Genomic DNA, 24778 nt, shown 5'->3' with positions numbered 1-24778 from the left:
CCAAGGATAGAGACAGGCAAAGGCCGGATATGACACGACAATATTTCGGGACCGACGGCATTCGCGGTCGCGTCAACGCCGACAAGATGACGGCGGATATGGCGATGCGCGTAGGCCAGGCGGCGGGCTGCCATTTCCTGCGCGGCGGCCACAAGCACCGGGTGGTGATCGGCAAGGATACGCGCCTGTCGGGCTACATGATGGAAAGCGCGATGGTCGCCGGTTTCACCAGCGTGGGCATGGACGTGGTGATGACCGGGCCTTTGCCGACGCCCGCGATCGCGATGCTCACGCGCGAGATGCGCGCCGATCTCGGGGTGATGATCTCGGCCAGTCACAACCCCTATGAGGATAACGGCATCAAGCTGTTCGGCCCAGACGGGTTCAAGCTTTCGGATGAGGACGAGGCCGCGATCGAGGCGTTGCTGGCCAAGGGATGCCAGCTTGCCGACGCGGCCAATGTCGGACGCGCACGGCGGATCGACGATGCCCGTGGACGCTATATCCACGCGGTGAAGGGCTCGCTGTCGAGCGCGATCCGCCTCGACGGGCTCAAGATCGCGGTCGATTGCGCCAATGGCGCGGCCTATCATGTCGCGCCCTCGGCCTTCTGGGAGCTGGGCGCGGAAGTCGTCACCATCGGGACGAGCCCGAACGGCACCAATATCAACCTCAATGTCGGCTCGACCCACCTTGCAACGATCCAGTCGGCAACCGTTGCGAGCGGGGCCGATATCGGCATCGCGCTCGATGGTGATGCCGACCGTCTGATCGTGGTCGACGAGAACGGCAAGGTGGTCGACGGCGATCAGATCATGGCGCTGATCGGCAGCGAGTGGGCTGCGGACGGGCGCTTGCGCGGCGGCGGTGTGGTCGCGACCATCATGTCCAATCTCGGGCTCGAGCGCTCTCTCGCCGGCAAGGGGCTGGACCTCGTGCGGACCAAGGTCGGCGATCGCCACGTGCTCGAGACGATGAAGGCGCGCGGCTACAATGTGGGCGGTGAACAGTCGGGCCATATGATCCTGCTCGATCACGCCACCACCGGCGATGGCACCGTCGCCGCCCTCCAAGTGCTGGCCGCGCTGGTGCGATCGGGCAAACCGGCGAGCGAATTGCTGCATCAGTTCGATCCGGTCCCGCAATTGCTCAAGAACGTTCGCTACGCATCGGGCAGCAAGCCGCTCGAGGCCGACGCCGTCCAGTCGGCGATCTCGGCGGGCGAGGAGCGTCTGGGCGAGAACGGCCGCGTGGTGATCCGCGCATCGGGCACCGAGCCGGTGATCCGCGTGATGGCCGAAGGTGACGACGACACGCTGGTCGAGGATGTGGTCGACACGATCTGCGGCGCGGTGGAAAAGGCGGCGGGCTGATGCTCGCCATGCGGCCCGATTGCGAACGCTGCGGGGCGGACCTGCCCGCGCATCTGGGCGGCGGGTTCATCTGCAGCTTCGAATGCACCTTCTGCGCTTCGTGCGCCGACGAGCTCGACGAGCAATGCCCCAATTGCGGCGGCGAACTGCTCGACCGGCCCACCCGTGCGCCCGACCTGCTCGAACGGTATCCGGCCAGCACCGAACGAAAGCACCAGGCATGAGCGACGCGCCTCCGCGCATTCTGATCATCGCCGGGTCCGACAGTTCGGGCGGCGCGGGTATCCAGGCCGATATCAAGACCGTCACCATGCTGAACGGCTATGCGATGACGGCGATCACCGCACTGACCGCGCAGAACACCCAAGGCGTCCGCGCCGTCGAGCCGGCCTCGCCCGGTTTCGTGCGTGAACAGATCGCGGCCTGCGTCGAGGATATCGGCGTCGATGCGGTGAAGATCGGCATGCTGGGCGGCGCGGAGATCGCCGGGGTCGTCGCCGATGCGCTCGCCGAGATCGATGCCCCGATCGTGTTCGATCCCGTCATGGTCGCAACCAGCGGCTCGGCGCTGGCGGACGAGGCGACGATCGCCCAGTTCGCCCGGCTGATGGAGGTCGCCACACTGGTCACGCCCAACCTGCCCGAGCTGGCCGCGCTGACCGAAATGCCGATCGGCACCTCGGTCGAGATCGCGGAGGCCGCCGAACTTCTGCTCGACCGCCATGGCTGCGCGGTGCTGGCGAAGGGCGGCCACGGCGAAGGCGAGCAGATCAAGGACATCCTCGTGACCGAGGAACGGGCGGCCAGTTTCCAGGATCACAGGATCGACACTCGCCACACCCACGGCACAGGCTGCACGCTGTCGTCTGCGATCGCCACGCTGCTGGGGCATGGCCAACCGCTGGAGCATTCCGTCCAGCTTGCCCGAAAATTCGTGCGCAAGGCGATCGCGGCTGCGCCCGGTTTCGGCGCCGGACACGGCCCGCTGGGTCAGCAGGCGGTGCGCCGACTGGACGACTAGGTGGACCACCGACCGGGGGGTTTTGCAAAACTCCGCCATCACGCTTTCGCTGCTTCCGCCCGGACCGACGCCACGATCGCATCGTAGCGGCGGAGGACCCGCAAAAGCGCGGAATTGTCGGGTTTCCGGCGGATCGCGGTGAAGCGCCCGGCATAGATCACCGGCTGCACCCAGCCGGTTTCAACCCGCTCGACCAGCGTAGGATTTGTAACCTTCCGCCAATCGGTTCCGGGGCGCGCGATTTTCCCCCTGCCGGGCGGTACGAAGATATAATCCCAGGCGAAGGCGAAACTCTCCGCCCCTGCGCGACGCCGCAGCCGATAGGCGCCCATCCGCGACACGCCGACGCGCCGCGCTGCGACGGTCACCGACCCTGTGCAATACAGCTCCGCCAGGAACGCACATTGCCGCAACTCGCTCCACCCGTCGCGGCGATGCCGCAGCGGAACGGGGCGAAAGAACGGCGGCTTGCGACGCACTCGATGGGCGGGGGCTTTAGGCATGCGCCGAAGCTACGTCCGGCGCAGGCGTGTAGGAAAGTGGTTTTGGAGAGATGGCTGCTCGTAGGGTGGAAAGCGGACCTAGTTCGGTGCAGCAATGTCCTGTCGCCAAGTGACCCTATCGCCCCAAAGGCGGATAGTTCTTGGCTCATCGTCCAAGCGCAGTTCAAACCAGAAAACGTCGCCCCAGAGGACCTCACTTCCGTTTGTCATGCCCCTAAAACTAAGCCTGCATCCGTATCGATTTCAACGTTCAGAACGTCCCAGAGCATTTGATGCCCATGAATGGTGGTTTGGATTTGGCCGTCCCAGTCATCCAAAGGACGAAACTCTAGTTTGTACCGACCTTCAGGCGGTCGAACCACTGCTCAAAGGGTGGAGGAACTTTCGCTCGCATGGGAAGACCAATGCCGGTCAATTCCAGTGTCCGCAATGGGGTCGAAAGCGGACATGGCCTTATCCGTTAATCTCGCGACACGCCCGAACCGCTTGCCACGCCTCGTCAGCCATTTCGCACCAGTTGATGCGATCACGCCTGAAGATCGAAATCGAGATCGCACGGAACTGGTCAGGCGCGCGCTCGCGTGGCAAAGGCCTTGGTGAGAGGTCCGATGTCGCGTTTGATCCTGTTCAACAAACCCCATGGCGTGCTGTGCCAGTTTACCGACCGCGGCACGCAAGGGTCGAAGCGGCCGACCCTGTCGGACTTCATTGCCATTCCCGATGTGTATCCGGCCGGGCGGCTCGATCGCGATAGCGAGGGCTTGCTGCTGCTGACCGATGACGGGCGGCTGCAGGCGCGGATCGCCGAACCCAGATTCAAGATGCCCAAGACCTATCTGGTGCAGGTCGAGGGCGATGTGGCTGAAGACAGTCTCGACCAGCTGCGCAAGGGCGTGCGCCTGAAGGATGGCATGACCCGGCCGGCGGAAGTCGAACGGATCGAAGATCCCGACCTCTGGCCGCGCGATCCACCGGTGCGCTACCGCAAGTCGGTGCCCGATTGCTGGCTCAAGCTCACCATCCGCGAAGGCAGGAACCGCCAGGTGCGCAGGATGACCGCAGCGGTGGACCACCCCACCCTCAGGCTGGTGCGCTGGTCGATCGGGGACTGGTCGGTCGACGGATTGTCGCTGGGTGAGTGGCGCGAGATCAGCGTACCCTGACGACGGGCCCGACGCGCTAGTCTTCGCTTTCGAAAGCCAGACTGCCCTGGTCGAAAAGCGCCTGGAGCAGTTCGAGTACAGGCTGCGAAGCTACCAGCTCGCGGTCGAGTGTGAAGCGTTCGTTGGCGCAGAGCAGTTCGGCGAAAGAGGCTACCTCGTCCGAACATTCGAAGCTCTGCCCATCGACGAACAGCGACACCGAACTGGGGCCGCGCCGGACGAAGGAAAAGCGGCTGGCCGGATTGCGGATCAGCGGCAATCCTTCGGCAATCGCGGAGCGCAATGCTTCGAGCGGGGTAGGCTCGTCCGGTTGCCAGTCGATATCGGGATATTTGGGCGTCGTGGTGTAGCGGCCGAACCAATCGGCAAAAGCGGCGGGATCTAGCATCTTTTCGGCGATCATCGCATTCAGCCGCTTGAGCGCGGCCTCGGGAATCTCGCCTTCGTTGGCTTGCCGCTCCAGCCCCGGATCGCGGTACCGGGAATCGTCCCGCAGATTGGCGAGCACATCGTCGCAATAATGCGCGATCAGTTCGCTGCTCGAAGGCGCGCGAAAGCCGATCGAGTAAGTCATGCAGTCGTCGCCCACCGCCACGCCATTATGGGCAATACCCGGCGGCACATAGAGAATGTCGCCAGGCTCCAGCACCCATTCCTCGCTTGCCTCGAAATGGGCGAGCAAGCGCAAATCGTCATGCGGGAGCAGTTCGGTGCTGGAGTCGCACATCGGGCCAATCTGCCAGCGGCGCTTTCCCGCCCCCTGGATCAGAAACACGTCATACTGATCGAAATGAGGGCCCACGCCGCCACCGTCGCTGGCGTAGCTCACCATCACATCGTCGATCCGCCAATTGGGGATGAAACGAAACGGGGTGATGAGCGCGGCGACCTCGGGCACGTGGTGATCGACCGCCTGCACGAGCAGCGTCCACCACTGGTTTTCGAGCTGGTCGAAACGCGATTCAGGCAACGGGCCATGTTCGACATTCCAGCCGCCCTGCGGCGCGACGTTTTCCTGCCGGATCAGGCGCGCTTCGATACCTTCTTCGCAAGCGAGGCCGGCCAGCTCATCCCCTTCGAGCGGGTTGCGCCAATGGTCCCACGGATTGCGGATGAGCAATGGCTTGCGCTGCCAGTAATCGCGCAGGAAACCGTCGATGTCGAAATCTCGAAATTGCATAATTGCTCACGTGGAAAATCGCATCCCGACGGTTGTGCGACCAGGATGATCCCGCCGAAAGCGGCGGGGCGCGCCACCTTATGCGCGCTTTCCACGCGAAAAGCAGCCCCTCGGTGACGATCCGCGACGTCGTTGCCGCAGTGTACGAGCGGGCTCCTGAAGGAATTCACGGAAATGAGTTGATGACGCTGACCGGGCTGAAGTCCGCCTCGCTCTGTCAGCTTCTGATACGGATGAGTGATCGCGGCTTGCTCGCCCCGAAATGGGCGGCGGCGGCGCCGCTTCGAGAAGCGCAGGTGGACCACCGACCGGTGGGTTTTGCAAAACTCGCGCGTCATGCTTGCGCCGCCCGGTTATCGTCCGCTCCCGCGATCGCGTCGCAGTGGTGGAGGACCCGAAAAAGTGCAGAATTGTAGGGTTTCCGGCGGATCGCGGTCAGCTTTCCGGCATAGAACAGCGGCTGCACGAACCCGGCCTCGACCCGCTCGATAACCGCAGGATCCGTAACCTTCCGCCAGTCGGTCCTAGGCCCAGCGCGTTTGCCCAAGCCGGGCACGACAACGATGCGGTCCCATGCATGCGCGAAAATCTGCGCCCCCTCGCGCCGCCGCAGCCGATAGGCGCTCATCCGCGACATCCCCACCCGCTGCGCGGCAGCCGTCACCTATTCGGTCAGATAGAGCTCGGCGAGGAACGCGCATTGCCGCACCTCGCACCGCCCATTGCTACGATGGCGCACCGGTGCGGGCCGGAACCGCGGCGGCTTGCGCCGGACACGATGAGCAGGGGTTTTTGCCATGTGCCGAAGGTAAGCTCGGCGGGAGTGTGTAGGAAAGTTGTTTTGAGGAGGTGACGGCTATCGCGAGCAATTTAGATCATTGCCGAATGAACGGCTGTCCAGTGTCTTCCTCGTAATCGTATACGTTCCATGGCGCAGGCAATCCGGGCAAGTGAGCCTCAAAACACGCGATGTGGCACCACCATGTCTTGGTGACTTCGTTACGTGTTCCAACGGTCATGCTTGTCGGATCGACTCCCGAATAGTCGAGCTAGCCGCAAAAACAGCAGGGCGTGATGGGCTTCACTTCATCGCTCATCATCTGACTCTGATTTAGAGTTACATGCGTCGCAAGTGAGTATGACAATCGTAACCGAGTTGAAGCGGAATCAGCCGAAGACGAAGCCACGCTAGGATTATCCCTGCAGCAGTCGCTGATACCTTACCTCGTCATTGCGAGGAGCCGGAGGCGACGCGGCAATCCATCAACCGGCATTGCATTATTCGGCGCCGGTAGATGGATTGCTTCGCTACGCTCGCAATGACGAATTTATATCTCGTAGAACTCGGAAATCGCCGCCCACGCTTCGTCGGCGGTTTCGCACCAGGTGATGAGGTCGAGGTCCTTTTTCGAGATCGTACCTTCATCGGCCAGCGCTTCGAAGTTCACCACGCGGTTCCAGAAGTGTTCGCCGAACAGCAGGATCGGCATCGGCTTCATCTTGCCGGTCTGGATCAGGGTGAGAAGTTCGAAGAATTCGTCGAACGTGCCGAAGCCGCCCGGGAACACCGCGACCGCCTTCGCGCGCAGTAGGAAGTGCATCTTGCGCAGTGCGAAATAGTGGAAATTGAGCGACAGATAGGGCGTCACATACGGGTTGGGCGCCTGCTCGTGCGGCAGGATGATGTTGAGCCCGATGCTCTCCGCCCCCGCCTCGCTGGCGCCGCGATTGGCGGCTTCCATGATCGACGGGCCGCCGCCGCTGGTGATGACGAACTGGCGCTTGCCATCCTCGATGATCGCCTTTTCGCTGACCATCTTGGCGAGCTTGTAGGCCTCGGTGTAATACTTGCTCTTGGCGACGAGGTTCTCGACCACGCGGCGCTCGTCCTCGGGCAGGTCCTTCGCACTTTCGAGCGCTTCTTCGGCGGCTTCGGGCGGGGGAATGCGGGCGGAGCCGTACATCACCAGCGTCGATCCGACACCGGCTTCGTCGAGCAGCATTTCGGGCTTCAGCAGCTCGAGCTGGAAGCGGACCGGGCGCAATTCCTCGCGCAGCAGGAAGTCGGTGTCGCGGAAGGCAAGGCGATAGGCCGGGTGCCGCGTCTGCGGTGTGCCCGGCACGGCCTTGTCGGCGAATTCGGCTTCCTGCGAAGCATGGTAGAACTTGTCGTTCGAAAGTTCGGACTGTTTCTTTTCTTCGTCTGTCATGCCCTTCGCCCTAGGCAGGCGCGCGCCCGGCGACAAGCGGCAACGTCTCTTGCGCGCGGCCAAACGACATGCGCGCGCTTGAGGCGCGGCGCGCCACGTTCTAGGCTTGCACCAAAGGAGAGAGGATCATGGCAACCGCAGCTAAAGCGCAGGACAATTGCAGCCCCGAGGAATGGGAGGCGCGCGTCCAGCTTGCCGCCTGCTATCGGATTTTCGAGCATCTCGGTTGGTCGGAATCGATCTACAACCACATCTCGGTGAAGGTGCCGGGAGAGGATGGAGCGTTCCTGATCAATCCGTTCGGACTGCTGTATGACGAGGTGACGGCCTCGAACCTCGTGAAGATCGATGTCGAGGGCAACACGCTGTCGGGCAATTATCCGGTCAATCGTGCGGGCTTCACCCAGCATGCGCATTTCCATCGCAATATCGAGGATGCGCACGCGATCTGCCACGTCCACACCACCGCCACTATGGCGGTGTGCAGTATGGAAGACGGGCTGCAGCCCACCAATTTCTATGCCTGCAGCTTCATCGGCCAGATCGGCTATCACGATTTCGAAGGCGTCACGATCCGGCCCGAGGAAGGCGATCGGCTGCTCGCCAATCTCGGCGACAAGCGCATCCTGATGCTGCGCAACCATGGCCCGGTGGTGATCGGCAAGACGATCCCGCAGATGTTCCAGACGATGTGGGCGCTCCAGCGGGCCTGCGAAATCCAGGTCGCGACGCTCTCCATGGGCCAGCCGCTGCATGTCTCGCAGGACGTCGTCGACGTGCACCAGCGCGATATGCAGGTGATGCAGGGCGATAGTGGCGGCGGCGTGTTCGATTTTGGCGCGTGGATGCGCAAGATGGACCGGATCGACCCCGGCTACCGCGACTAGGCCCGGCTCCGACCGACCCGAATGGCCGCCGTTCCGCTCACCATCAACGACCGCCCGCTCGGGATCGACATGGATCCCGAGACCCCGCTGCTGTGGGCGCTGCGCGACGAGGCGAACCTCACCGGCACCAAGTATGGCTGCGGTAACGGGGATTGCGGATCCTGCATGGTGCTGATCGACGGCACCGCGCTCAGGTCGTGCCTCGTCACACTGGGAGAGGCCGAGGGGCGCTTCGTGCAGACGATCGAGGGCCTGTCGCGCGGCGGGCTCCATCCGGTCCAGCAGGCGCTGGTCGATGAAGGCGCGATCCAGTGCGGCTTCTGCACCCCGGGTGTGGTGATGGCGATCGTCGGCTTGCTCGCACGCAGCCCGCGGCCGAGCGAAGAGCAGATCGCCGAGGCGATCCCCAATATTTGCCGGTGCGGTACCTATCCGCGTATCAAGCGCGCTATCCTGCGCGCCAGCGGCCAGCGCATTCCCCGGGTCGAAGCCCGTCCTGCGCCAGCCGAAGCCACGCCGGACACCGCGCCTGCGCCTGGTTTCGAGATCGCGCCGGGCGAGGAGGCCTAGCTCTTCATTATCGCAAGGCGGGGCTGTCACCGCGCCTTTGGGGCTCGCTTCAACGAATTCTCTGGGGACCTAGAACCGGATCCGCGCGGTCACGCTGGCATTGAGCGGGCGCGCGGGCTGGATGTTGTTGTCGCCATGGGCCGAGGCGTAATAGGTCTCGTCGAACAGGTTCTCGACATTGGCCTGCAGCGACAAACGCTCGGTCGGGTTCCAGAACACCGCGAGGTCGACGCGGGCATAGCCGGGCAGCGTCACGGCATTGCTGAAGCTCGCATACTGGTCGGATTGGGCGATCAACCCGGCACCGAAGCCAAAATTGTCGGTCAGATCGTAGCGCGCCCAGGCCGCGACGTGATGCTCGGGCAATTGCTGGAGGCGCGTCCCGGCAGCGGCGAAATCGCTGTCGCTGGTGATCTCGCCATCGAGATAGGTATAGCCGAGATTGACCTGCAGCCGGTCGGCCAGCTCGCCCGCCACCGACAGCTCGACGCCGCGCACCCGGCTCGCACCGGTCGGCACGGTGACGGCCGGATCGGCAGGATCGGCGGCGCGGGTGTTCGAGCGATCGAGCTGGAACACGGCGGCGGTCACGAACAGGTCTGCCGCAGGTGCCCATTTCGCGCCCACTTCGATATTTTCGAACTTCTCCGGCTCGAGCGCGGCGGTGGTGGTCGACAGCGCGTAGAACTGGTCGCCCGATTGCGGGAGGAAGCTCTGCGCGTAGCTGGCATAGAGCGAGACGCCCTCTGCCGGGTGATAGACCACGCCTGCGCGCGGGCTGACCATCTCGTCCTCGCGCGCGATCGTACCGCCGCCGATCAGATCGGTGGTTTCGAGGTCGAAGCGATCGTAACGCAGGCCCGCGATCACTTCGAAAGCGCTCCCGATATCGAGCTGGGCCTGGGCATAGGCCGACTGGGTCGACAGATCAGATTGCCGGTTGCGGGTCAGCGGAGTGGTCGACACGGCGGGGATGGCCAGCGTCTGCGCCAGCGGTATGGTCACGCGGGAAACCGGGCCGGTGGCGCTGGCGAATTCAATCCCGTTGCGGCCGTTGCGGGTGTCCTGCCAGGCGGCCTCGACGCCGCCGAGCAGCATCAGCTCGTAGCCTTCACCCGCGATATCGTAGACGAGATTGCCCTGGCCGATCCAGTTGCGGCGCTCGGTCTGGTCCTGATAGCCGCCCAGCGTCACCGTGGTGGCGGTGGCGGAGGAGGGCACGACATTGGCGTAGACCTTGTCGAAGTCGGCGAATTTGAGCGAGGCATTGGCGGTCAGCGCGGGCGACAGTTCCAGATCGAGCCGGGCGCGGGCATTGTGGGCCTGCACTTCGGCATGGTTGAACTCGCGGCTTCCGAACAGCGTCTCGTCATAGCCTTCGATCGGGCGGCCGCCGAGCGAGGGGACGCCGCGATCGGTCAGCCGCTCATCGTCGTCATAGCTGTAATTCAGCGTCAGCGCGGCTCCGGTTCCTAGGCCGATGGTTGCGGTCGGCGCGATGCCGATGAAGCGGCCGCCGTAGAACTGGCGATGGCTGTCGAACTCCTGGTAGATCGCATTGACCCGCGCGCCGCTATCGGCGCCGAACGGCAAATTGGCATCGACCGCGCCATGGAAGGCGCCGAAGCTGTCGACCGATCCTTCGAGCCGGGTGAACGCATCGCCGCGATTGGCGACCTTGCTGACGCGGTTGACCACGCCGCCGCCGCCGCCGCGGCCGAAGATCAGCGCGTTAGGACCCTTCAGCACTTCGACGCGCTCGATATTGTAGAGCGGACGGTAATATTGCGCATCGTCGCGCAACCCGTCGAGATAGAAGTCGGCGCTGGTTTCCTGTCCGCGGATGAAGACTTCGTCGCGGTGGCCTTCGCCGGTTTCGAGACTGATGCCCGGCACGAAGCGAAGCGCCTGGTCGAGCCGGGTCGCATTCAGATCGTTCAGCAGGTCTTCGGTCAGCACATTGACCGTCTGCGGCACGTCGATCAGCGGAGTCGGCGTCTTGGTCGCGGTCGATCCGTCATCCTCGGCATAGGTATCGCGCTTGCCGAGGATGGTGAGGTTGCCCGGTGCGTAGTCGGGATCGCTGCCCGATTGGGCTGCGGGCGCGTCGGCTGACGGCTCGGCATCGCGCGCATGAGCGGCTCCGGACGCGAGCATGGCGGTAAGGGCGAGCGTCGAGGCGGCGGCGCGAAGGTACATTTTAGAGAGCCATTCCAATGATATCGATCCGCCCGATCGCGAATCGTTCGCCGCGCTCTATTGCGAGCGATTATCATGTACAAGCCCTTGCGGGCGACGATCGGCACAACCACGTGGCCGCCCCGATCGCCGCCCGCCTCGGTCTCAATAGTCTCCGTTCGCGCCCGCGACCTTCGCCGCGGCCGCAACGCCGGGCGCGGTGGCTTCGGTGATGAGTGTGCGTGCTTCGGCGATCGCGTCGGCCTCGCTCATCTCGCCCGCCTGGATCGCGTTGCCCATGGTCAGCAGGCGCCCGCTGATGACGGTGCCGGTCTGCGCTTCCTCGGCAATGGTGATGCCGCCATTGGCCGCGGCGACCTCGTCCCACATGCCGCGCACGGCTTTCCAGTAATCCCTGGTCGCCGCCCAATAGGCATCGGCGGCGCCGGTGTTGTAGCCATCGAAGCGGGTGTAGGTGTTGAGAACGTATTCCTGCACCACCGGGGCCAGCCCGTCTTCGGCATTGGCATCGGGCATCATCTTGGTGTTGTCCTGCCAGTGGATCCAGCCGGTGGGGGTCAGCTGATGGCGGTTGATCCCTTCATAGCGATCGTAGACCGGATCGCGCACCGCATCGCGGCGGGCGAGCGGCCGCGTGGTCCAGTTGGAGCGCCAGCGGCGAATGCCCTGGCTGTCCTGCCATTCGCCCCATCCGGCATAGCGGGGGCTGTCATCGACCTGATAGACGGTTTGCGACCAGCGCCCGTTGCGCAGCCGCTCGGGCATTTCGACCCATTCCCATGTGTCGGGCCCGGTATAGGTGAGGATCTTTTCCGGTTCGTATTCCCAGTCCTGCCGCCAATGCTTGATGACGAATTCCTCGCCCTCGTCGCCGACCACGAGCAGGTGCTGGAGAACGATCCTGGTTCCGGTATCCTCGATCACGCGGACAGATTCATAGCCGCCCGAAATCTTGCGATCGAGCGGTTCGTAGCCGTCCATCCACGGGGTCGATTCCTGCATGTCGAAGCGCACCTTGTAGTCGCCCGCCATGGCGAGGATGGTTTCGCGGTCGCGCTGGAAATGCGCTTGCTCGACCGCTTCGCCGCGATCCTTGATCGGACCGTCGGCCATGGCCGGCGTGCCGACCAGCGCGGTGGCAAGCAGCGCCGACCGGATGAGATTTTTCGTGAGTTTCATTGGTGTCCTCCCTTAGAACCGGAAACTGAGCGAGACGCTCGCATTGCGACCGGGCCGGGTGTAGGCGTCGGTCGTGCTGGATGTTGCCGACAGGCCGCGAACGTCCTGCCAGTAGGCGTATTTTTCATCGGTGATGTTGAAGATCCCGGCGCGCAGCTTCAGCGCATCGGTGATCGCGAGATAGGCCGTCGCATCGACGACCAGGAACGCACCGGGCCGGTAGCATTCGGTGCTGCAGGCATCGATCGTGTCTTCGATATCCTTGCGGGTGTGGTGGATGACGATCAGTTCGCCGCCGAAGCTTCCGCCGGGCGCGGCATAGCCGATCCCCGCGACGAGGTTCAGCGGATCGATCGAATCGAGCGGCCGCGGGTCCGAGCCCGGCGTGGTGATTTCGCCATCGGCATAGGCGATCGCGAAGCGCCCGTGGACGCCGTTGTCGAACCGCAGGCCGGCCTTGGCCTCGACCCCGCTGATCTCGACCGAATCGTAGTTCACATATTGGTATTGCGCCGGGTCGGACGGGGTGAACGATCCGCCGACCACCTGCTGGCTGATGAAATCCTCGTATTCGGCGGCGAACCCGACCACCTGGAGCGAGAGCGTATCGCCCGCATAGCGCACGCCGCCTTCCCAGCTTTCGCTCCGCTCGGGCCCCAGGTCGGGATTGGGCAGCGAGGTGTAGCCATAGGCCAGGTTCTCGAAGAAATTGTTGACCTGGAACGGCGTGGGCGCGCGGAAGCCCTGCGCGTAATTGCCGAACGCGACGACGTCTTCGGCGAGGCGTGCTGTCACACCCAGCTTGGGCGAAACGCGGCTGTCGCTTTGCGCCGCGCCGGCAAAGCCCGGCAGCAGCGGATCGTCGGTCGGATCGAGATCGTAGAAGTCGAACCGCAGTGCCGGGAAGATCGTCAGCGCTCCATCGAACAGCGCGAATTCGCTGGCCAGGAACACGCCGCCCAGCATGAAGTCGGTCGCCGGGAAGGCCCGGGTCGGATAGACTTCGCCCGCCGGGGGTTCGGTCCCGTCGCGCAGGCCTTCCTGGCGGGTGAAACTGACGTCTCCGCCCAGCGCCAGCGTGGCGCGGAACGCATCGCTGCCGAGCACGCTGCGGGCTTCGGCGGCAAGGCCGAAGACTTCGTTCTCGAACGTGTTGAGCCGCTCGCGATCGGGGCGCGGTGTGGCGCCTATGGGAGAGCGATCCTCGTCGGTGAACTGGACGTCCTCGCCGCTCTGGTAATAGGCGGCGAGATGGGCGTAATCGATCACGCCCTCGCCGCTCGCGGAGCCGGAATAGGTCCAGTCGAGCGACACCCTGCCACGCTTGGTCGTGTCGTGGGCGGTCAGGTCGTCGACGGTATAGCTCGGGCTGGGGCCGAACAGGAATTGCGGCCCTTGGCCAGACAACACATCGGTATCGACTTCGCTCTCGATATACTCGCCGGTCAGCCGGAGGCGGTGCGCGCCGCCCTCCCACACCAGCTTGCCGAGCACGGCGTTCGACTCGCCATCCTGCGGGTTGGGCAATGTGCGGCTTTCGCCGATGCCGCCGACCGTGCCCTTGTTCTCGAGCTCTGCAAAATCGCGGCGCGTATAGGCGAGCATGGCCGAGACATCGCCGAACAGGCCGGCCACTGCCGCCGTCTCGGCGAACTCCTCGTCGGCGCTCGAATAGGACGCGCGGGCGAAGCCGCCGATCGTGTTGCCTGCATCGACGAGGTCGACCGGATCGCTGGTGGTGAAGCTGATCGCGCCCGCCAGCCCGTCGCTGCCGTAAAGCGCAGAGGCGGGGCCGCGTAGAATCTCGACCGACTTGACCAGGCCGACATCGGTGTATCCACCGCGGCCCGCCTCCTGTGCGCCGAACGTGAAGCCCTGCGGGGTCCGGATGCCGTCGACTTGGATCAGCACGCGATTGCCGCCGATCCCGCGAATCACGAAATCCTCATTGCGGGCCCGCCCGGTGGTGCCGAGCGCGGCGCCGAAGCGGGCCGGGCGGCGCGGTACCGATACGCCGGGTTCGTAGCGCACCAGGTCCTTGATGTCGGTCACCAGCTCGTCGGCGATCTGTTCGGCATCGATCACGGTGACGGTCGCCGGAACGTCTTCGGCTTCGACCGGGGTGCGCGTTGCGGTGATCACGATCTGCGTATCGGATTCGGCACCCTCCGGCGGCGGAGCATCCTCCGCAGCGATGAGCGCGGAAGGCGACAAGGCGCAGGTCAGCAAGAGAGCGGTGCGGAGTGGGTGAAGGGTCATGGCATCCTGTTGCGAGTCGTTATCAATAAACCATCGGCTAGTGATAATGAGTCGCAAAAGCAACCCGCCAATCGCACTTGGCGTCGATCGGGCGTCCGGCTAGGGCGCGGGCACGGTTGGGATAGCCCATTTATGGAGAGCGAAAATGAAGGCGACGATCTGGCACAATCCGAAATGCGGCACTTCGCGCAACACCAAGGCGATCCTCGAGGAACGCGATGATGTCGAGCTGACCGTGGTCGAGTATCTCAAGAATCCGCCTACCCGCGAAAAGCTCGCCCAGCTTTATGCCGATGCCGGGATCACGCCCAATGAAGGCCTGCGCCTGCGCGGCACCGATGCCGAGGAACGCGGCCTGCCCGATGCCAGCGCCGACGAGGTGCTCGACGCAATGGTGGCGGAACCGATCCTGATCGAACGCCCGCTGGTCGAAACCGAGAAGGGCGTGCGGCTGTGTCGTCCGAAGGAAAAGGTCGAGGACATCCTCTGACCGGTCAGTCGTCGGCGTCGTCGAACACCTCGTCCGAGCCAATTCCGCGCCAGCCGAGCACCAGCACCGCGACGCACAGTCCGGCGATCACGCCGAAGCCGACCACCGGATCGTGGTTGTAGAGCCACACGCCGAGCGCCGGTGCTAGGATATAGGCCGCGCCGCTGAGCGAGGCGACGATGCCCGCGACTTGGCCTTGCTCGGCGCGCGATACGGCGAGCGAGGCTCCTGACGTAAAGCCGGGCCGGAACAGGCCGAAGCCGAGCGACGCGACCGAGAAGCCGAGCGCGATCGTGTGCAGGTCGTCGGCCACCGCGATGGTGAGTACCCCGACCAGCGCGAGCGCCATGCCCCACAGCGTCGATCCGCGCGGGCCGAGCGTCAGCATGGGAATCAGGCCCCATTGCGCCAGCAGCGTGGCAAACGCCCCGGCCATGAGGACGAGCCCTGTCGGTGCGGCACCGAGCTCGGGCGTGGCGCGCAGGCCCAACCGGTCGAGGATGAGAAAGCCGATCAGGCCCAGGATCGCCGCCTGCGCATGGCCGCCGATCAGGCCGGCGATCAGCCACGGGCGCAGCCGCCGGTCGCGCCACGAGAGCTTGGGCGGATCGGGATCGGGCACCACGCCAGCGACGACGCCGTCATACTCGTTGTCTTCCTCGCCCATTCGCGGGTTCGATCCGGCGCTGAACGGCGCGCTCACCACCCGGCTTTTGGCAGCATAGGCGGGATCGTCATTGGGCAGGCGGAGCCGCAGCAGCGCCAGCACCGCAATGCCGATCAGCGCGGAGGCGATGAACGGGCCGATCAGCCCGACCACCGGGAAGATCAGCAGCGGCGCGATCGCCGGGCCGATCACGGTGCCGAGGCCGAAGCTCGATGCGATCAGCGCCAGCACGCGCGTACGGTTGGCGCGGGGCGTGCGGCTGGCGACATAGGCCTGCACCGCCGGCGGCGCAGCCGAACCGAGACCGCCGTAGAACGAGCGGAACGCGGCGAACAGCAGCAGCGTCGCGGTCGCGCCGAGCCATCCGTTGAGGCCGAACCACAGGATGAGGCCGCACAGCGTGAAGCTGGCGATGAACCCGCCCAGGCCCAGCGCCATCATCGCCTTGCGTCCGCGCCGGTCGCTGCGCGAGGCCCAATAGGGGGCGGTCATGACCCACAACAGCGCCGACCAGCTATAGGCGAGGCTGATCCACACATCCTCGACACCCAGCGCGGTGCCGATCGACGGCATTACCGATTGCATCGCCGTATTGCCCGCCGCGGTGACGAGCATGACCATGAACAGCAGGGCCATCCGGTCGCGCGGAATCGCGGTGTGCGAGGCGTCGATGCCGGGGGAAGGGGTGCGGTCTGCCATGGGATTTCTGAGCTAGGCCGCGCAGCGCGACCTTGCAACGCTGGCGCGCACCTGCCAATCAGCCCCCGCAACGGGGTATGTGGGAGTTTATATGTCCGGTCGTGATGCCGCGCGCGAGGCGCCTATGGGTGGTCTGCGCCGCAAACTGGAACGCACGCTCGGCGCGTGGGGCGTGTTCTTCAAGGGATTCGTGCGCGAGCCGGTGATGGTCGGTTCGATCATTCCGTCGTCGCGCTTCACCGTGAACAAGATGCTCGATCCCGTGAAGTGGAACGAATGCGACCTGTTCGTCGAATATGGTCCGGGCGTCGGCACGTTCTGCCAGCCGGTGCTCGACCGGCTGAAACGCGATGGCACGCTGATCGTGATCGACACCAACCCGCTCTATATCGACTACCTGAAGCGCACGATCACCGACAGCCGTTTCCACGCGGTGCTCGGCTCGGCCGAGGATGTCGAGGCGATCGTCAAGGCGCACGGGCACGACCATGCCGATTACGTGCTTTCGGGCCTGCCGTTCTCGACCCTGCCCGATGGGGTGGGCGAACGCATCGCCGCCGCCACCGGCCGCGTGATCCGCAAGGGCGGCGCGTTCCTGGTATATCAGTTCTCGAGCGCGGCGCGCGACTTCATGGAGCCGCATTTCGACCGGATCGACAGCGGTTTCGAACCGCTCAACGTGCTGCCCTGCCGCCTGTTCTGGGGCTGGAAGGGCTAGGCCTTACTCGCCCGATTTGGGCACGCCCGCGGCGCTCGCCTTCGGCGCGGCAAGCTGGCGGTAGATCATCGCGACGCAGGCGATCACCACCACGGTCACGGCGCTTTCGAGCACCGCGACGACGATGGTCGTGAGGTTCTGACCGATATCCGCGCCCGCGATCGCGATGAAAATCAATCCCAGGATGCTGCCGACAACGGCCAGCGCGATCATCGCCCCGATGGCGATCAGGATGATAAAGAAGAAAATCCTGAGGCTGTTGCCCTTGGTGATCGCAAACGAGCGCTTCAGTGCACGAACCGGATTGAGATCGCCTTCCGCCATCAAAACCGGCCCGGCGAGCATCATGCGCATCGACAGCCAGATCGCGAACGGGATGGCGAACAGGACCAGCAATATGGCCAAGCCCCCTATGCCGAAAATGAGTCCGAACAGCAGACCGATCGGCAGGCCGACCAGAAGCGAGGCTGCTACCATCGGAAAAAACCCTCTCAGCGCATCGTGAAGCGCCCCGCTCACCGTCCGGTCGTCGCGCGAGGCGGCTAGCCGATAGATCGACAGCGATCCGAGCGTCGAAAGGATCAGCGCGATCAGGTTCACCCACCAGGTCTCGCGCCAGAACTCACCGATGATGTCGAGCTGTTGTTCGAGGGTCGCGCCATCCGGTATTTCAGGCGGCTGGTAGAGAACCCCGAAGATCGCCGAGGGCAGGAAGAAGGTGAGCCCGCCGATCACCATCAGCAGGCTGGCATTGTTGCGCACGAAGCGGACGCCCGCCTGCCATGCCTTGTCGAGATCGAGTTTCATGCACTTCCTTCCGTTTGCCCCTTGATAAGCGGTTAGAGCCGCGCCACGCAATCGGCGATGGAAGAGAATGCCGATATTGAATGGCTCGCCGAGCGGCAGCCCGTCCCCTATCGCGCGGCGCTGGCCGAGATGACCGCGCGCAATGCGGCGATCCGCGAGGAGGGCGCGCGCGAACTCGTCTGGCTGCTCGAGCACCCGCCGGTCTACACCGCCGGAACCAGCGCGGCGGAGGATGAATTGCTCGATCCGCGCTTCGAAGTCGTGACCGCTGGACGGGGCGGGCGCTACACCTATCACGGACCGGGGCAGCGGATCGGCTATGTCCTGCTCGACCTCACCAGGCGCGCGCGCGATGTGCGCGGCTTTGTCCACGCGCTCGAAGGCTGGGTGATCGCGACGCTGGCCGATTTCGGAGTCGAGAGCTGGCGCGCCGAGGGGCGGATCGGAATCTGGACGCGCGACGTTGACGGGGCCGAAGCCAAGATCGGCGCGATCGGCGTGCGGGTGCGACGCTGGGTCACGATGCACGGCTTTTCGGTCAATCTCGATCCGGACCTGTCGCATTTCACCGGCATCGTCCCGTGCGGGATTGAAGAATATGGCGTGACGAGCCTCGCCCGGCTTGGCAAAAGCGTTTCGGCAGAGGAATGGGACGCGGCGCTGCTGCGCCATGCCGACGAATTCCTCGCCGCGCTGGGCAAGCCGTGCCCGCCGACGCAAACCGGAGTGAACGCATGATCCGCTACGCCCTGCCACTGCTGGCGCTCGCGCTTGCCGCTTGCGGAGAGAAGGATACCGAGGTTGCGGAAGGCACGGCCTCAGGCGAGGTCCTGCCCGGCTCGATCAGCGACGACATGATCGCGCTCGACCAGCTGCGCAGCGAAGCGCCGTCCGATCCGACCGGGGAAAGTGTTCCGGATACGGGAAGCGACGATGATGCTGTCGAGGCGGACGATGTCGGTGGCGACGCGCCCGCTGCGCCGGCGCCTGCCGCCCCCGCGCCGGAACCATCGGCCCAACCACAGCCGAAGGCGCAAGCTCAGCCCAAAGCCGCGCCGAAGGCAGCCCCCAGCGAAGCGCCGCCGCCGCCGGTCTCGGTCCTGCCGAAGAAGACCGACGACAACTGAGGCTTCGCCCGGAAAATTATTCCGGTCTAGCTGTCCATCCCGAGAATGCGCCGCGCCAGCTGCAAATGCGGCTGGTCGAGCATCTTGCCGTCGAGCGACAGCGTGCCGACACCCGGCTGGCTGGCGAAGGCGGCGACGATACGGCGCGCGTCCTCGACTTCTTCCTCGCTCGGCGTGAAGGCGCGGTTGATCACTTCGACCTGCTTGGGATGGATCGCGAGCATTCCGGCGAAGCCATCGGCGCGGGCGTTGCGGGCCGCGTTTTCCAGGCCTTCGAGATCGGAGAAATTGTCCCACAGCGTGTCGATCGCCGGGATTTTCAGCGCATGCGCGGCAAGCAGCATTTGTGAGCGGACCATGCGGAACGCGTCGGTCCAGTTGCCGTCGGCATCGCGCTTGCGCGACGCGCCGATCGCGGCGGAGAGGTCTTCCGCACCCCAGGTCAGCCCGCCCAGGCGCGGCAATTGCGCGCTCGCATATTGCGGAATGCCGAGCGCGGCCTGCGGCGTCTCGGTCACCAGCGGGAGGATGCGCGTGGTGCCCTTCTGCGCACTGCCCGCCTGTTCGAGCTGGTAAAGCTCACCCGCAACCTGGCTGATGCTGTCGGGCCCGAGCGCCTTGGGCAGCACGATACCGGCAGGCGCCCCCGGCATGACCGCGCGCAGATCCTCGGCCCACCACTGGGTGTCGAGCGCGTTGATGCGGATCCAGCGTTGCGGCGCCTCGGGGGCTTCGGCCTGGGCGTGGGTGCGTTCGAGCCAGTCGCGCGCCATCTGGCGACCCATCGCCTTGTTTTGCGGCGCGACCGAATCCTCGAGGTCGACGATGATGACATCGGCCCCCAGATCCATCGCCTTGCCCAGCTTCTTCTCGCTGTCGGCGGGGACGAACATCCAGGAGCGGTGCTGTTTCATCAGGCGGCCTCTTCGTTGAGCGTGGGGTAATCGATATAGCCTGCGGGGCCGGGCAGATACCAGCTTTGCGGCACGTTGACGTTCTCGGCCAGATCGGCGCCCTTCTCCAGCCGCACATCGAGATCGGGATTGGAGATATAGGGGCGGCCGAAACTGATCGCGTCGCAGCGACCCAGCCGCACGTCGCGATCGGCATCTTTGCCTGCATAATCGCTGTTGAAGATCAGCGGGCCGGTGAAGATGTCGCGGATCATTGGGCCCTGCTTGGGGACCCCGGTTTGGCCGAAGGTGCCATCGACGCCGGGCTGGCGCAATTCGAGATAAGCGATGCCCAGCTCTTCGGCGACGCCCGCCGCGGCACCGAACGTGTCGGCCGGGCTCAAATCGTCGCAGCCTTGCGTTTCGCCATTGGGCGAGAGGCGCAGGCCGACCCGGTCGGCACCGATCTCGCCGATCAGCGCGCCCAGCACTTCGCGCAGGAAGTGGGTGCGGTTTTCGGTCGAGCCGCCATATTTGTCATCGCGCAGATTGGTCGAGCGGCGCAGGAACTGGTCGACCAGATAGCCATTCGCGCCGTGGAGTTGCACGCCGTCGAACCCGGCTTCCATCGCGTTTGCCGCGGCCTTGGCATAATCGGCGACCACGCGCGCGACCTCGTCGGTACCGAGCGCGCGGGCGGGCTGGTAATCCTGCCGGCCGGTGGGCGTGTGGGCATGGCCGGGCGCGCAAGTGGCCGAGGCCGAAACCGGCGGTTCGCCGCCGAGGAAATCGGGATGGACCAGGCGGCCCATATGCCACATCTGCAGTGCGATCCGACCGCCTGCATCGTGAACGGCGTCGGTCACCATCTTCCAGCCTTCGACCTGCTCTTCGCTCCAGATGCCGGGCGCGGCGGGCCAGCCGAGGCCTTCGCGGGTAATACCGGTCGCTTCGGACAGGATCAGGCCCGCGCCTGCGCGCTGGCGGTAATAGGTCGCCATCATCTCGTTCGGGACCGAGCCGGGCAGGGTCGCGCGACCACGTGTCAGCGGGGCCATGAGGATGCGGTTGGGGATCTCGATCGCCCCGAGCTTGATCGGCTGGAAAAGACTGTCGTTCACGAGTGGCGGGTCCTTTTGTGACTTGGCTTCGCTTGGTGCTCGGCTACGGGAGCGAGATGGTCAATGCAACGCAGCAGACAAGGGCGGGATCGCAGGAGAGCGTGGCTGCCTCCTCATCGACCAGCCTCGCCTTCGCGGTCCTGCTGATCGGCAATGCGACGCTCGCTGCGGGGCCGTGGTTCGTGCGCATGGCCGACAGCGGACCGGTCGCCGCCGGGTTCTGGCGGTTGCTGATCGCCCTCCCTTTCCTTGCGCTGCTCGCCTGGCGAGAGCGCAGCGGAGAACCATTGCCGAGCCGTGCGATCGTGTGGCTGGTGGCCGCCGCGGGCGTGTTCTTCGCGCTCGATCTGGCGAGCTGGCATGTCGGGATCGAGCGCACCCGGCTCGGCAATGCGACGCTGTTCGGCAATTCGGGCAGCATCCTGATCATGGCCTGGGGCCTGATCCTGCTGAAACGCTGGCCGAGCGCCAAGGAATGCGCGGCGGTGGTCGCGGCGCTCGGCGGTGCCGCGATCCTGCTGGGGCGAAGTCTCGAGATCGATCCGCGCTATTTGACAGGGGACCTGTTCTGCATCCTCGCCGGGTTGTTCTACACCTTCTACATCCTGTTCCTCCAACGCGCGCGGGCCGCAGCGGGGAACTGGATGCTGCTCACCATCGTGAGCCTCGCCGGCGCGCCGATCCTGCTCGCCATCGCGCTGGCTTTGGGAGAGCCGGTGTGGCCGGACGATTGGTGGCCCAATATCGGGCTCGCGCTGTCGAGCCAGGTGATCGGGCAGGGGTGTCTGGTATACGCGCTCCGGTTCTTCCCGCCACTGGTGATCGGGATGGCGCTGCTGACCCAGCCCGCGATCGCGGCGGCCATCGGCTGGTTCGCTTTCGGCGAAGCGATCATGCCGGTCGATGCGCTGGGCATGGCCTTGGTGGGCGGCGCGTTATTGCTCGCCCGTTCGAGCAAGGCCGCCGATCCGGCGCGGATCGTCGATGAAGTCGTGTCCGATGAGGACGACGAGGATCGCTCACCCTAGGAGAAGGCGTGGTCGAACCTTGCATAGCGCGCTTCGACCGTTTCCAGTTCGGGGCCGAGCAGATGTTCGCGGGCCTGCCGCACCAGCAGTTCGCCTTCATCGCGCAGGATTTTCTCGCGGCTCTCGTTCTTGAGCGATCCGCGCGCATTGAGCAGCGCATCGAACATGGCGAGCGCGGCGATCCGGTTGGTCGCGACGCCAGAGCGGATCGAACCGAAGCCGCGGCGGACGTAATGCGAGAAATCGTCGTCGAGCGTGACGACGCGATCCTCATGCGGATCGTCGTGGCCGTTCACCCGGATGCGCAGGTCCCGCCCGCCCAGCTCTGCGGTGGCTGCGCCCAGCCAGTGTAGCGCGGTGATCGCGGTGAAAGGATCGTTGATCCCGGGGGAGAGCGCGCGCAGCCCGATCTCGACCAGTTCGTCGATCAGGAATTGCAGGTCCTGCCCCGGCGTACGGCGGCTGCCGAGCGCGAAACAGTCGCGCACTTCGCCATCGGGGCATTCCTCTTCGGCGTCCTCATCGCTCTCATCCGCCCAATAGGCGATGATCATCTCGTTATGGACGAAATCGCCGGTCCGCACCGCCATCACGATATGGCAATCGCGGTCGCCCGCGATCTGGTCGAGCGCATCATAGTCGATAATCTGGATATAGCCGGTGCCGTGGGCGCGGATCGGGATGCCTTCGGGCCGGTTCTCGGGCTCGATCCCGCTATCCTTGTCGGGGAACCGGTCTTTAACCTTGGCGATCAGCCGCGCGCCGATATCCTTGAGCACGGTGTTGATCCGGATCGAGGCGGGGATGTGGTTGAGGAAGAACACCAGCACGGCCACCGATAGTCCCATCAGCGCGTAGGCGACCAGCAGCGACAATTGCGGGACGAAGCCGGGAAGCGACGTTGCCACCGCATCTTCTATACTGGCGGCCGCCTCGTCCTCGGCGCGGACGGAGCGCAGCACGGTGATCGCGTAGACGAAGGTCGAGATGAAGATCGCGAGGCTGAACTGGTTGCCGCGATCCTCCATGAAATTGGTCAGCAGGCGTGGTCCGTAATTGCCGCTGGCATAGGCCACCGCCGCGATCGTGATCGAGAACACCGTTGCCGCAGTGCCGATCATGCTGCCGGCGATCACGGTCAGCATGTTCGATGCCCCTTCGGGCCGCGCGGGGATGATCTGGGGCAGGTCGGTCAGCCGTTCGGACCATCCGATCCGGTCGAGATAGATCGTGCCCAGTGCAAGGAACAGCGCGAGGACCGAGAACAACGCGGGCAGGAACCAGTAGCTGGCGTTGATGTCCTGCCACCACTGGCGAAGCTTGGTCATGCCGCCACCTTCAATGGCGATGCTTCGTCGAAACGGGCAAAGGCAGTTTTCACGGCGTTGCGGTCCTTGTCATGTTCGGCATTGTCCATTGCGTGCTGGCAGATCTCCTGCGCCCGCTGCTTGAGATAGTCGCGCAAGCCGCAAGGGGCGTCGTCGCGTTCGAGGAGGGCATAAAGCCGCCCGAAATTCTCGATCATGCGGATCGAGACCGAGGGGTAGTCGGCGGCGGCCTGGCGGAACTGGTCGAGCGGAGCATCGAACAACCCGCGGAAATCCTGTCCCGGCAGTTCGAACCGCGGATCGTCTACCCAGCAGGGCATCATCCCCTCGTCGATCCAGTTTTCCGCCTGGCCCGCCATGGCGGTGGCGAGCCGGTCGGCACAGGCGAGCGCGGTGTAGAAATCGTTGATCCCGGGTGAGAGTGCGCGCGCCGCGATCTCGACCAGCAGCCGGATTTCGAACACGGTAGACTGAGCCCCCGAACGGAACGCGCCGAGCGGGATCGCCTTGCTGATCGCGTTGACCTTGTCAGGTTCGCTTTCGAACATCGCGATTGGCTCGCCGCGCAGGACATGGCTGCCCGGTGCCGCACACAGGCGCGCCCTGGCACAGCTGCTGCCCAGCAGTTCGGCGATGCGTTCGAGGTCGATGCCCTCGACATAGCCTTCGCGTGGTGCGGGCAGGAAATAGCCCCATTCCCCCGAGTAAGGCGGATGGGGTTCGAGCTTCACGCTCACCTGCGCCGCAGCGGTGCCGATATGGTCGATCGAGCGATCGATGAACATCGTGCGCCCCAGATCGTGGATCGCGACGCCGAGCATGCTGATATTGACGAGTTGCAACACCAGCATCGTACCGAGTGCGAAATGCGGCAAGTCGATCACAGGGCTTTGCGGGTCGATCCGCGCGAGGACGAAGATCGAGAAGACGAGGCAGAAGGTCAGCCCGGCCATCGATAGCCGTACCAGGCCTTTCTGGAGCCAGCGATCGACCAGCCGCACGCCGAGATTGCCGGCAGCCAATGTCAGCACGATCAGCGTGATCGACCAATAGAGCGTGAGAAATGCCGCATCGACCCCGACGATCGCGATCGTGAGGTCCTGGGCAGTGTCGGAGGATGTCAGCAGGCCGAGGCCGCGTTCGTGCATCCACGCGCCCGCTCCGGCGCGATCGGCGACCAGCACCAGCGCGGCCACCAGCGGGGCGACCAGCACGGCGACGGCGGGCAACGACCAGTAATTCGCCACCAACCGGTGGAGAATCCATGCTCTCAGACCTTTGAGCGGTGTCCCGCCAGCCAAGCGTTGCTCCCCTGTTGCGTGCGCTTACCGGGGATGAACGCGCGGGAGGCTCAAG

General features: G+C 64.9%; 25 protein-coding genes. 11 read left to right on the top strand and 14 right to left on the bottom strand.

All coding sequences use genetic code 11. The annotated features are described in order from the left end of the window. Positions 1-29 precede the first annotated feature (29 nt). From glmM to thiD, 3 genes are read left to right on the top strand one after another with little or no spacing between them, the layout of a single operon-like run. Positions 30-1373, top strand: a complete 1344-nt coding sequence (gene glmM, locus GRI68_RS09990) for a phosphoglucosamine mutase (RefSeq protein ID WP_160617109.1) — start codon at positions 30-32, stop codon at positions 1371-1373. Next, positions 1373-1597, top strand: a complete 225-nt coding sequence (locus tag GRI68_RS09985) for a DUF1272 domain-containing protein (RefSeq protein WP_160617108.1) — start codon at positions 1373-1375, stop codon at positions 1595-1597. Before glmM ends, GRI68_RS09985 begins: the two co-directional genes overlap by 1 nt. Further along, a complete protein-coding gene (gene thiD, locus GRI68_RS09980) occupies positions 1594-2394 on the top strand; it encodes a bifunctional hydroxymethylpyrimidine kinase/phosphomethylpyrimidine kinase (RefSeq protein ID WP_160617107.1) in 801 nt (266 codons plus the stop codon). Before GRI68_RS09985 ends, thiD begins: the two co-directional genes overlap by 4 nt. A gap of 38 nt (positions 2395-2432) precedes the next feature. Here the strand turns inward: thiD and GRI68_RS09975 are convergent, their stop codons facing one another. Further along, a complete protein-coding gene (locus GRI68_RS09975; protein WP_160617106.1) occupies positions 2433-2897 on the bottom strand; it encodes a hypothetical protein in 465 nt (154 codons plus the stop codon). A 608-nt stretch (positions 2898-3505) separates the two neighbouring features. Between GRI68_RS09975 and GRI68_RS09970 the strand changes: the two genes are divergently transcribed. Further along, the gene (locus tag GRI68_RS09970) at positions 3506-4060 is read left to right on the top strand and encodes a pseudouridine synthase (protein ID WP_160617105.1); all 555 of its coding nucleotides are present in this window, start codon (positions 3506-3508) and stop codon (positions 4058-4060) included. Between the two features lie 16 nt (positions 4061-4076). Here GRI68_RS09970 and GRI68_RS09965 read toward each other — a convergent pair whose 3' ends face one another. The 4 genes from GRI68_RS09965 to GRI68_RS09955 form a co-directional block, all read right to left on the bottom strand. Then, positions 4077-5240 (bottom strand): ribosomal protein uL16 3-hydroxylase, encoded by a 1164-nt coding sequence (locus tag GRI68_RS09965; RefSeq protein ID WP_160617104.1) that lies wholly within the window; start codon positions 5238-5240, stop codon positions 4077-4079. Positions 5241-5574: 334 nt separating this feature from the next. Beyond that, the gene (locus tag GRI68_RS09960; RefSeq protein ID WP_160617103.1) at positions 5575-5868 is read right to left on the bottom strand and encodes a hypothetical protein; all 294 of its coding nucleotides are present in this window, start codon (positions 5866-5868) and stop codon (positions 5575-5577) included. Between the two features lie 36 nt (positions 5869-5904). Then, positions 5905-6039 carry a hypothetical protein gene (locus tag GRI68_RS13890; protein ID WP_267902103.1) on the bottom strand — a complete coding sequence of 45 codons (135 nt, stop codon included), beginning with the start codon at positions 6037-6039 and terminating at the stop codon, positions 5905-5907. A gap of 529 nt (positions 6040-6568) precedes the next feature. Continuing rightward, positions 6569-7450, bottom strand: coding sequence for an LOG family protein (locus GRI68_RS09955; RefSeq protein ID WP_160617102.1), 882 nt, complete (start codon positions 7448-7450; stop codon positions 6569-6571). Positions 7451-7578: 128 nt separating this feature from the next. Between GRI68_RS09955 and GRI68_RS09950 the strand changes: the two genes are divergently transcribed. Together GRI68_RS09950 and GRI68_RS09945 are read left to right on the top strand one after the other, a co-directional pair. Then, positions 7579-8337, top strand: a complete 759-nt coding sequence (locus GRI68_RS09950) for a class II aldolase/adducin family protein (RefSeq protein ID WP_160617101.1) — start codon at positions 7579-7581, stop codon at positions 8335-8337. Between the two features lie 21 nt (positions 8338-8358). Then, positions 8359-8907 carry a (2Fe-2S)-binding protein gene (locus tag GRI68_RS09945; protein WP_160617100.1) on the top strand — a complete coding sequence of 183 codons (549 nt, stop codon included), beginning with the start codon at positions 8359-8361 and terminating at the stop codon, positions 8905-8907. A gap of 69 nt (positions 8908-8976) precedes the next feature. On the opposite strand, the gene GRI68_RS09940 is transcribed toward GRI68_RS09945, so the two are convergent. From GRI68_RS09940 to GRI68_RS09930, 3 genes are all read right to left on the bottom strand, one after another. Continuing rightward, positions 8977-11106 (bottom strand): TonB-dependent receptor, encoded by a 2130-nt coding sequence (locus GRI68_RS09940; RefSeq protein WP_160617099.1) that lies wholly within the window; start codon positions 11104-11106, stop codon positions 8977-8979. 144 nt (positions 11107-11250) lie between these two features. Continuing rightward, entirely contained in the window at positions 11251-12285 is a 1035-nt protein-coding gene (locus GRI68_RS09935; protein ID WP_160617098.1) for a DUF6607 family protein, read from the bottom strand. Between the two features lie 12 nt (positions 12286-12297). Next, entirely contained in the window at positions 12298-14544 is a 2247-nt protein-coding gene (locus tag GRI68_RS09930; RefSeq protein ID WP_160617097.1) for a TonB-dependent hemoglobin/transferrin/lactoferrin family receptor, read from the bottom strand. Positions 14545-14689: 145 nt separating this feature from the next. Between GRI68_RS09930 and arsC the strand changes: the two genes are divergently transcribed. Beyond that, positions 14690-15034, top strand: a complete 345-nt coding sequence (arsC, locus tag GRI68_RS09925; protein ID WP_160617096.1) for an arsenate reductase (glutaredoxin) — start codon at positions 14690-14692, stop codon at positions 15032-15034. A 4-nt stretch (positions 15035-15038) separates the two neighbouring features. Here the strand turns inward: arsC and GRI68_RS09920 are convergent, their stop codons facing one another. Continuing rightward, entirely contained in the window at positions 15039-16400 is a 1362-nt protein-coding gene (locus tag GRI68_RS09920; protein ID WP_234028771.1) for an MFS transporter, read from the bottom strand. A 91-nt stretch (positions 16401-16491) separates the two neighbouring features. Here GRI68_RS09920 and GRI68_RS09915 point away from each other — a divergent pair, with 91 nt between their 5' ends. Continuing rightward, a complete protein-coding gene (locus tag GRI68_RS09915; protein ID WP_160617095.1) occupies positions 16492-17118 on the top strand; it encodes a class I SAM-dependent methyltransferase in 627 nt (208 codons plus the stop codon). 3 nt (positions 17119-17121) lie between these two features. On the opposite strand, the gene GRI68_RS09910 is transcribed toward GRI68_RS09915, so the two are convergent. Further along, positions 17122-17925, bottom strand: a complete 804-nt coding sequence (locus GRI68_RS09910; protein WP_160617094.1) for a glycerophosphoryl diester phosphodiesterase membrane domain-containing protein — start codon at positions 17923-17925, stop codon at positions 17122-17124. 57 nt (positions 17926-17982) lie between these two features. Between GRI68_RS09910 and lipB the strand changes: the two genes are divergently transcribed. Further along, positions 17983-18663, top strand: coding sequence for a lipoyl(octanoyl) transferase LipB (lipB, locus tag GRI68_RS09905; RefSeq protein ID WP_160617093.1), 681 nt, complete (start codon positions 17983-17985; stop codon positions 18661-18663). Next, positions 18660-19052 (top strand): hypothetical protein, encoded by a 393-nt coding sequence (locus GRI68_RS09900; protein ID WP_160617092.1) that lies wholly within the window; start codon positions 18660-18662, stop codon positions 19050-19052. The genes lipB and GRI68_RS09900 overlap by 4 nt, the downstream gene beginning before the upstream one ends. 26 nt (positions 19053-19078) lie before the next feature. Here GRI68_RS09900 and GRI68_RS09895 read toward each other — a convergent pair whose 3' ends face one another. Both GRI68_RS09895 and GRI68_RS09890 read right to left on the bottom strand, forming a co-directional pair. Further along, on the bottom strand, positions 19079-19966 hold the full coding sequence (locus tag GRI68_RS09895; protein ID WP_160617091.1) for an HpcH/HpaI aldolase/citrate lyase family protein: 888 nt from the start codon (positions 19964-19966) through the stop codon (positions 19079-19081). Continuing rightward, positions 19966-21066: an alkene reductase gene (locus GRI68_RS09890; RefSeq protein WP_160617090.1), complete on the bottom strand. Its 1101-nt coding sequence runs from the start codon at positions 21064-21066 to the stop codon at positions 19966-19968. Before GRI68_RS09890 ends, GRI68_RS09895 begins: the two co-directional genes overlap by 1 nt. Positions 21067-21083: 17 nt before the next feature. Between GRI68_RS09890 and GRI68_RS09885 the strand changes: the two genes are divergently transcribed. Continuing rightward, positions 21084-22094 (top strand): DMT family transporter, encoded by a 1011-nt coding sequence (locus GRI68_RS09885; protein WP_325063795.1) that lies wholly within the window; start codon positions 21084-21086, stop codon positions 22092-22094. Here the strand turns inward: GRI68_RS09885 and GRI68_RS09880 are convergent. Together GRI68_RS09880 and GRI68_RS09875 are read right to left on the bottom strand one after the other, a co-directional pair. After that, a complete protein-coding gene (locus GRI68_RS09880) occupies positions 22091-23422 on the bottom strand; it encodes a DUF2254 domain-containing protein (protein WP_160617089.1) in 1332 nt (443 codons plus the stop codon). The two genes, GRI68_RS09885 and GRI68_RS09880, sit on opposite strands and share 4 nt — an antisense overlap. After that, positions 23419-24723: a DUF2254 family protein gene (locus tag GRI68_RS09875; RefSeq protein ID WP_160617088.1), complete on the bottom strand. Its 1305-nt coding sequence runs from the start codon at positions 24721-24723 to the stop codon at positions 23419-23421. Before GRI68_RS09875 ends, GRI68_RS09880 begins: the two co-directional genes overlap by 4 nt. Positions 24724-24778: the final 55 nt, after the last annotated feature.

It is taken from the genome of Alteriqipengyuania halimionae, from assembly GCF_009827575.1.
Lineage (GTDB): Bacteria > Pseudomonadota > Alphaproteobacteria > Sphingomonadales > Sphingomonadaceae > Alteriqipengyuania_A > Alteriqipengyuania_A halimionae.
The sequence above is the reverse complement of the archived record's forward strand: the minus strand, read 5'-3'. Positions and strand labels throughout refer to the sequence as shown.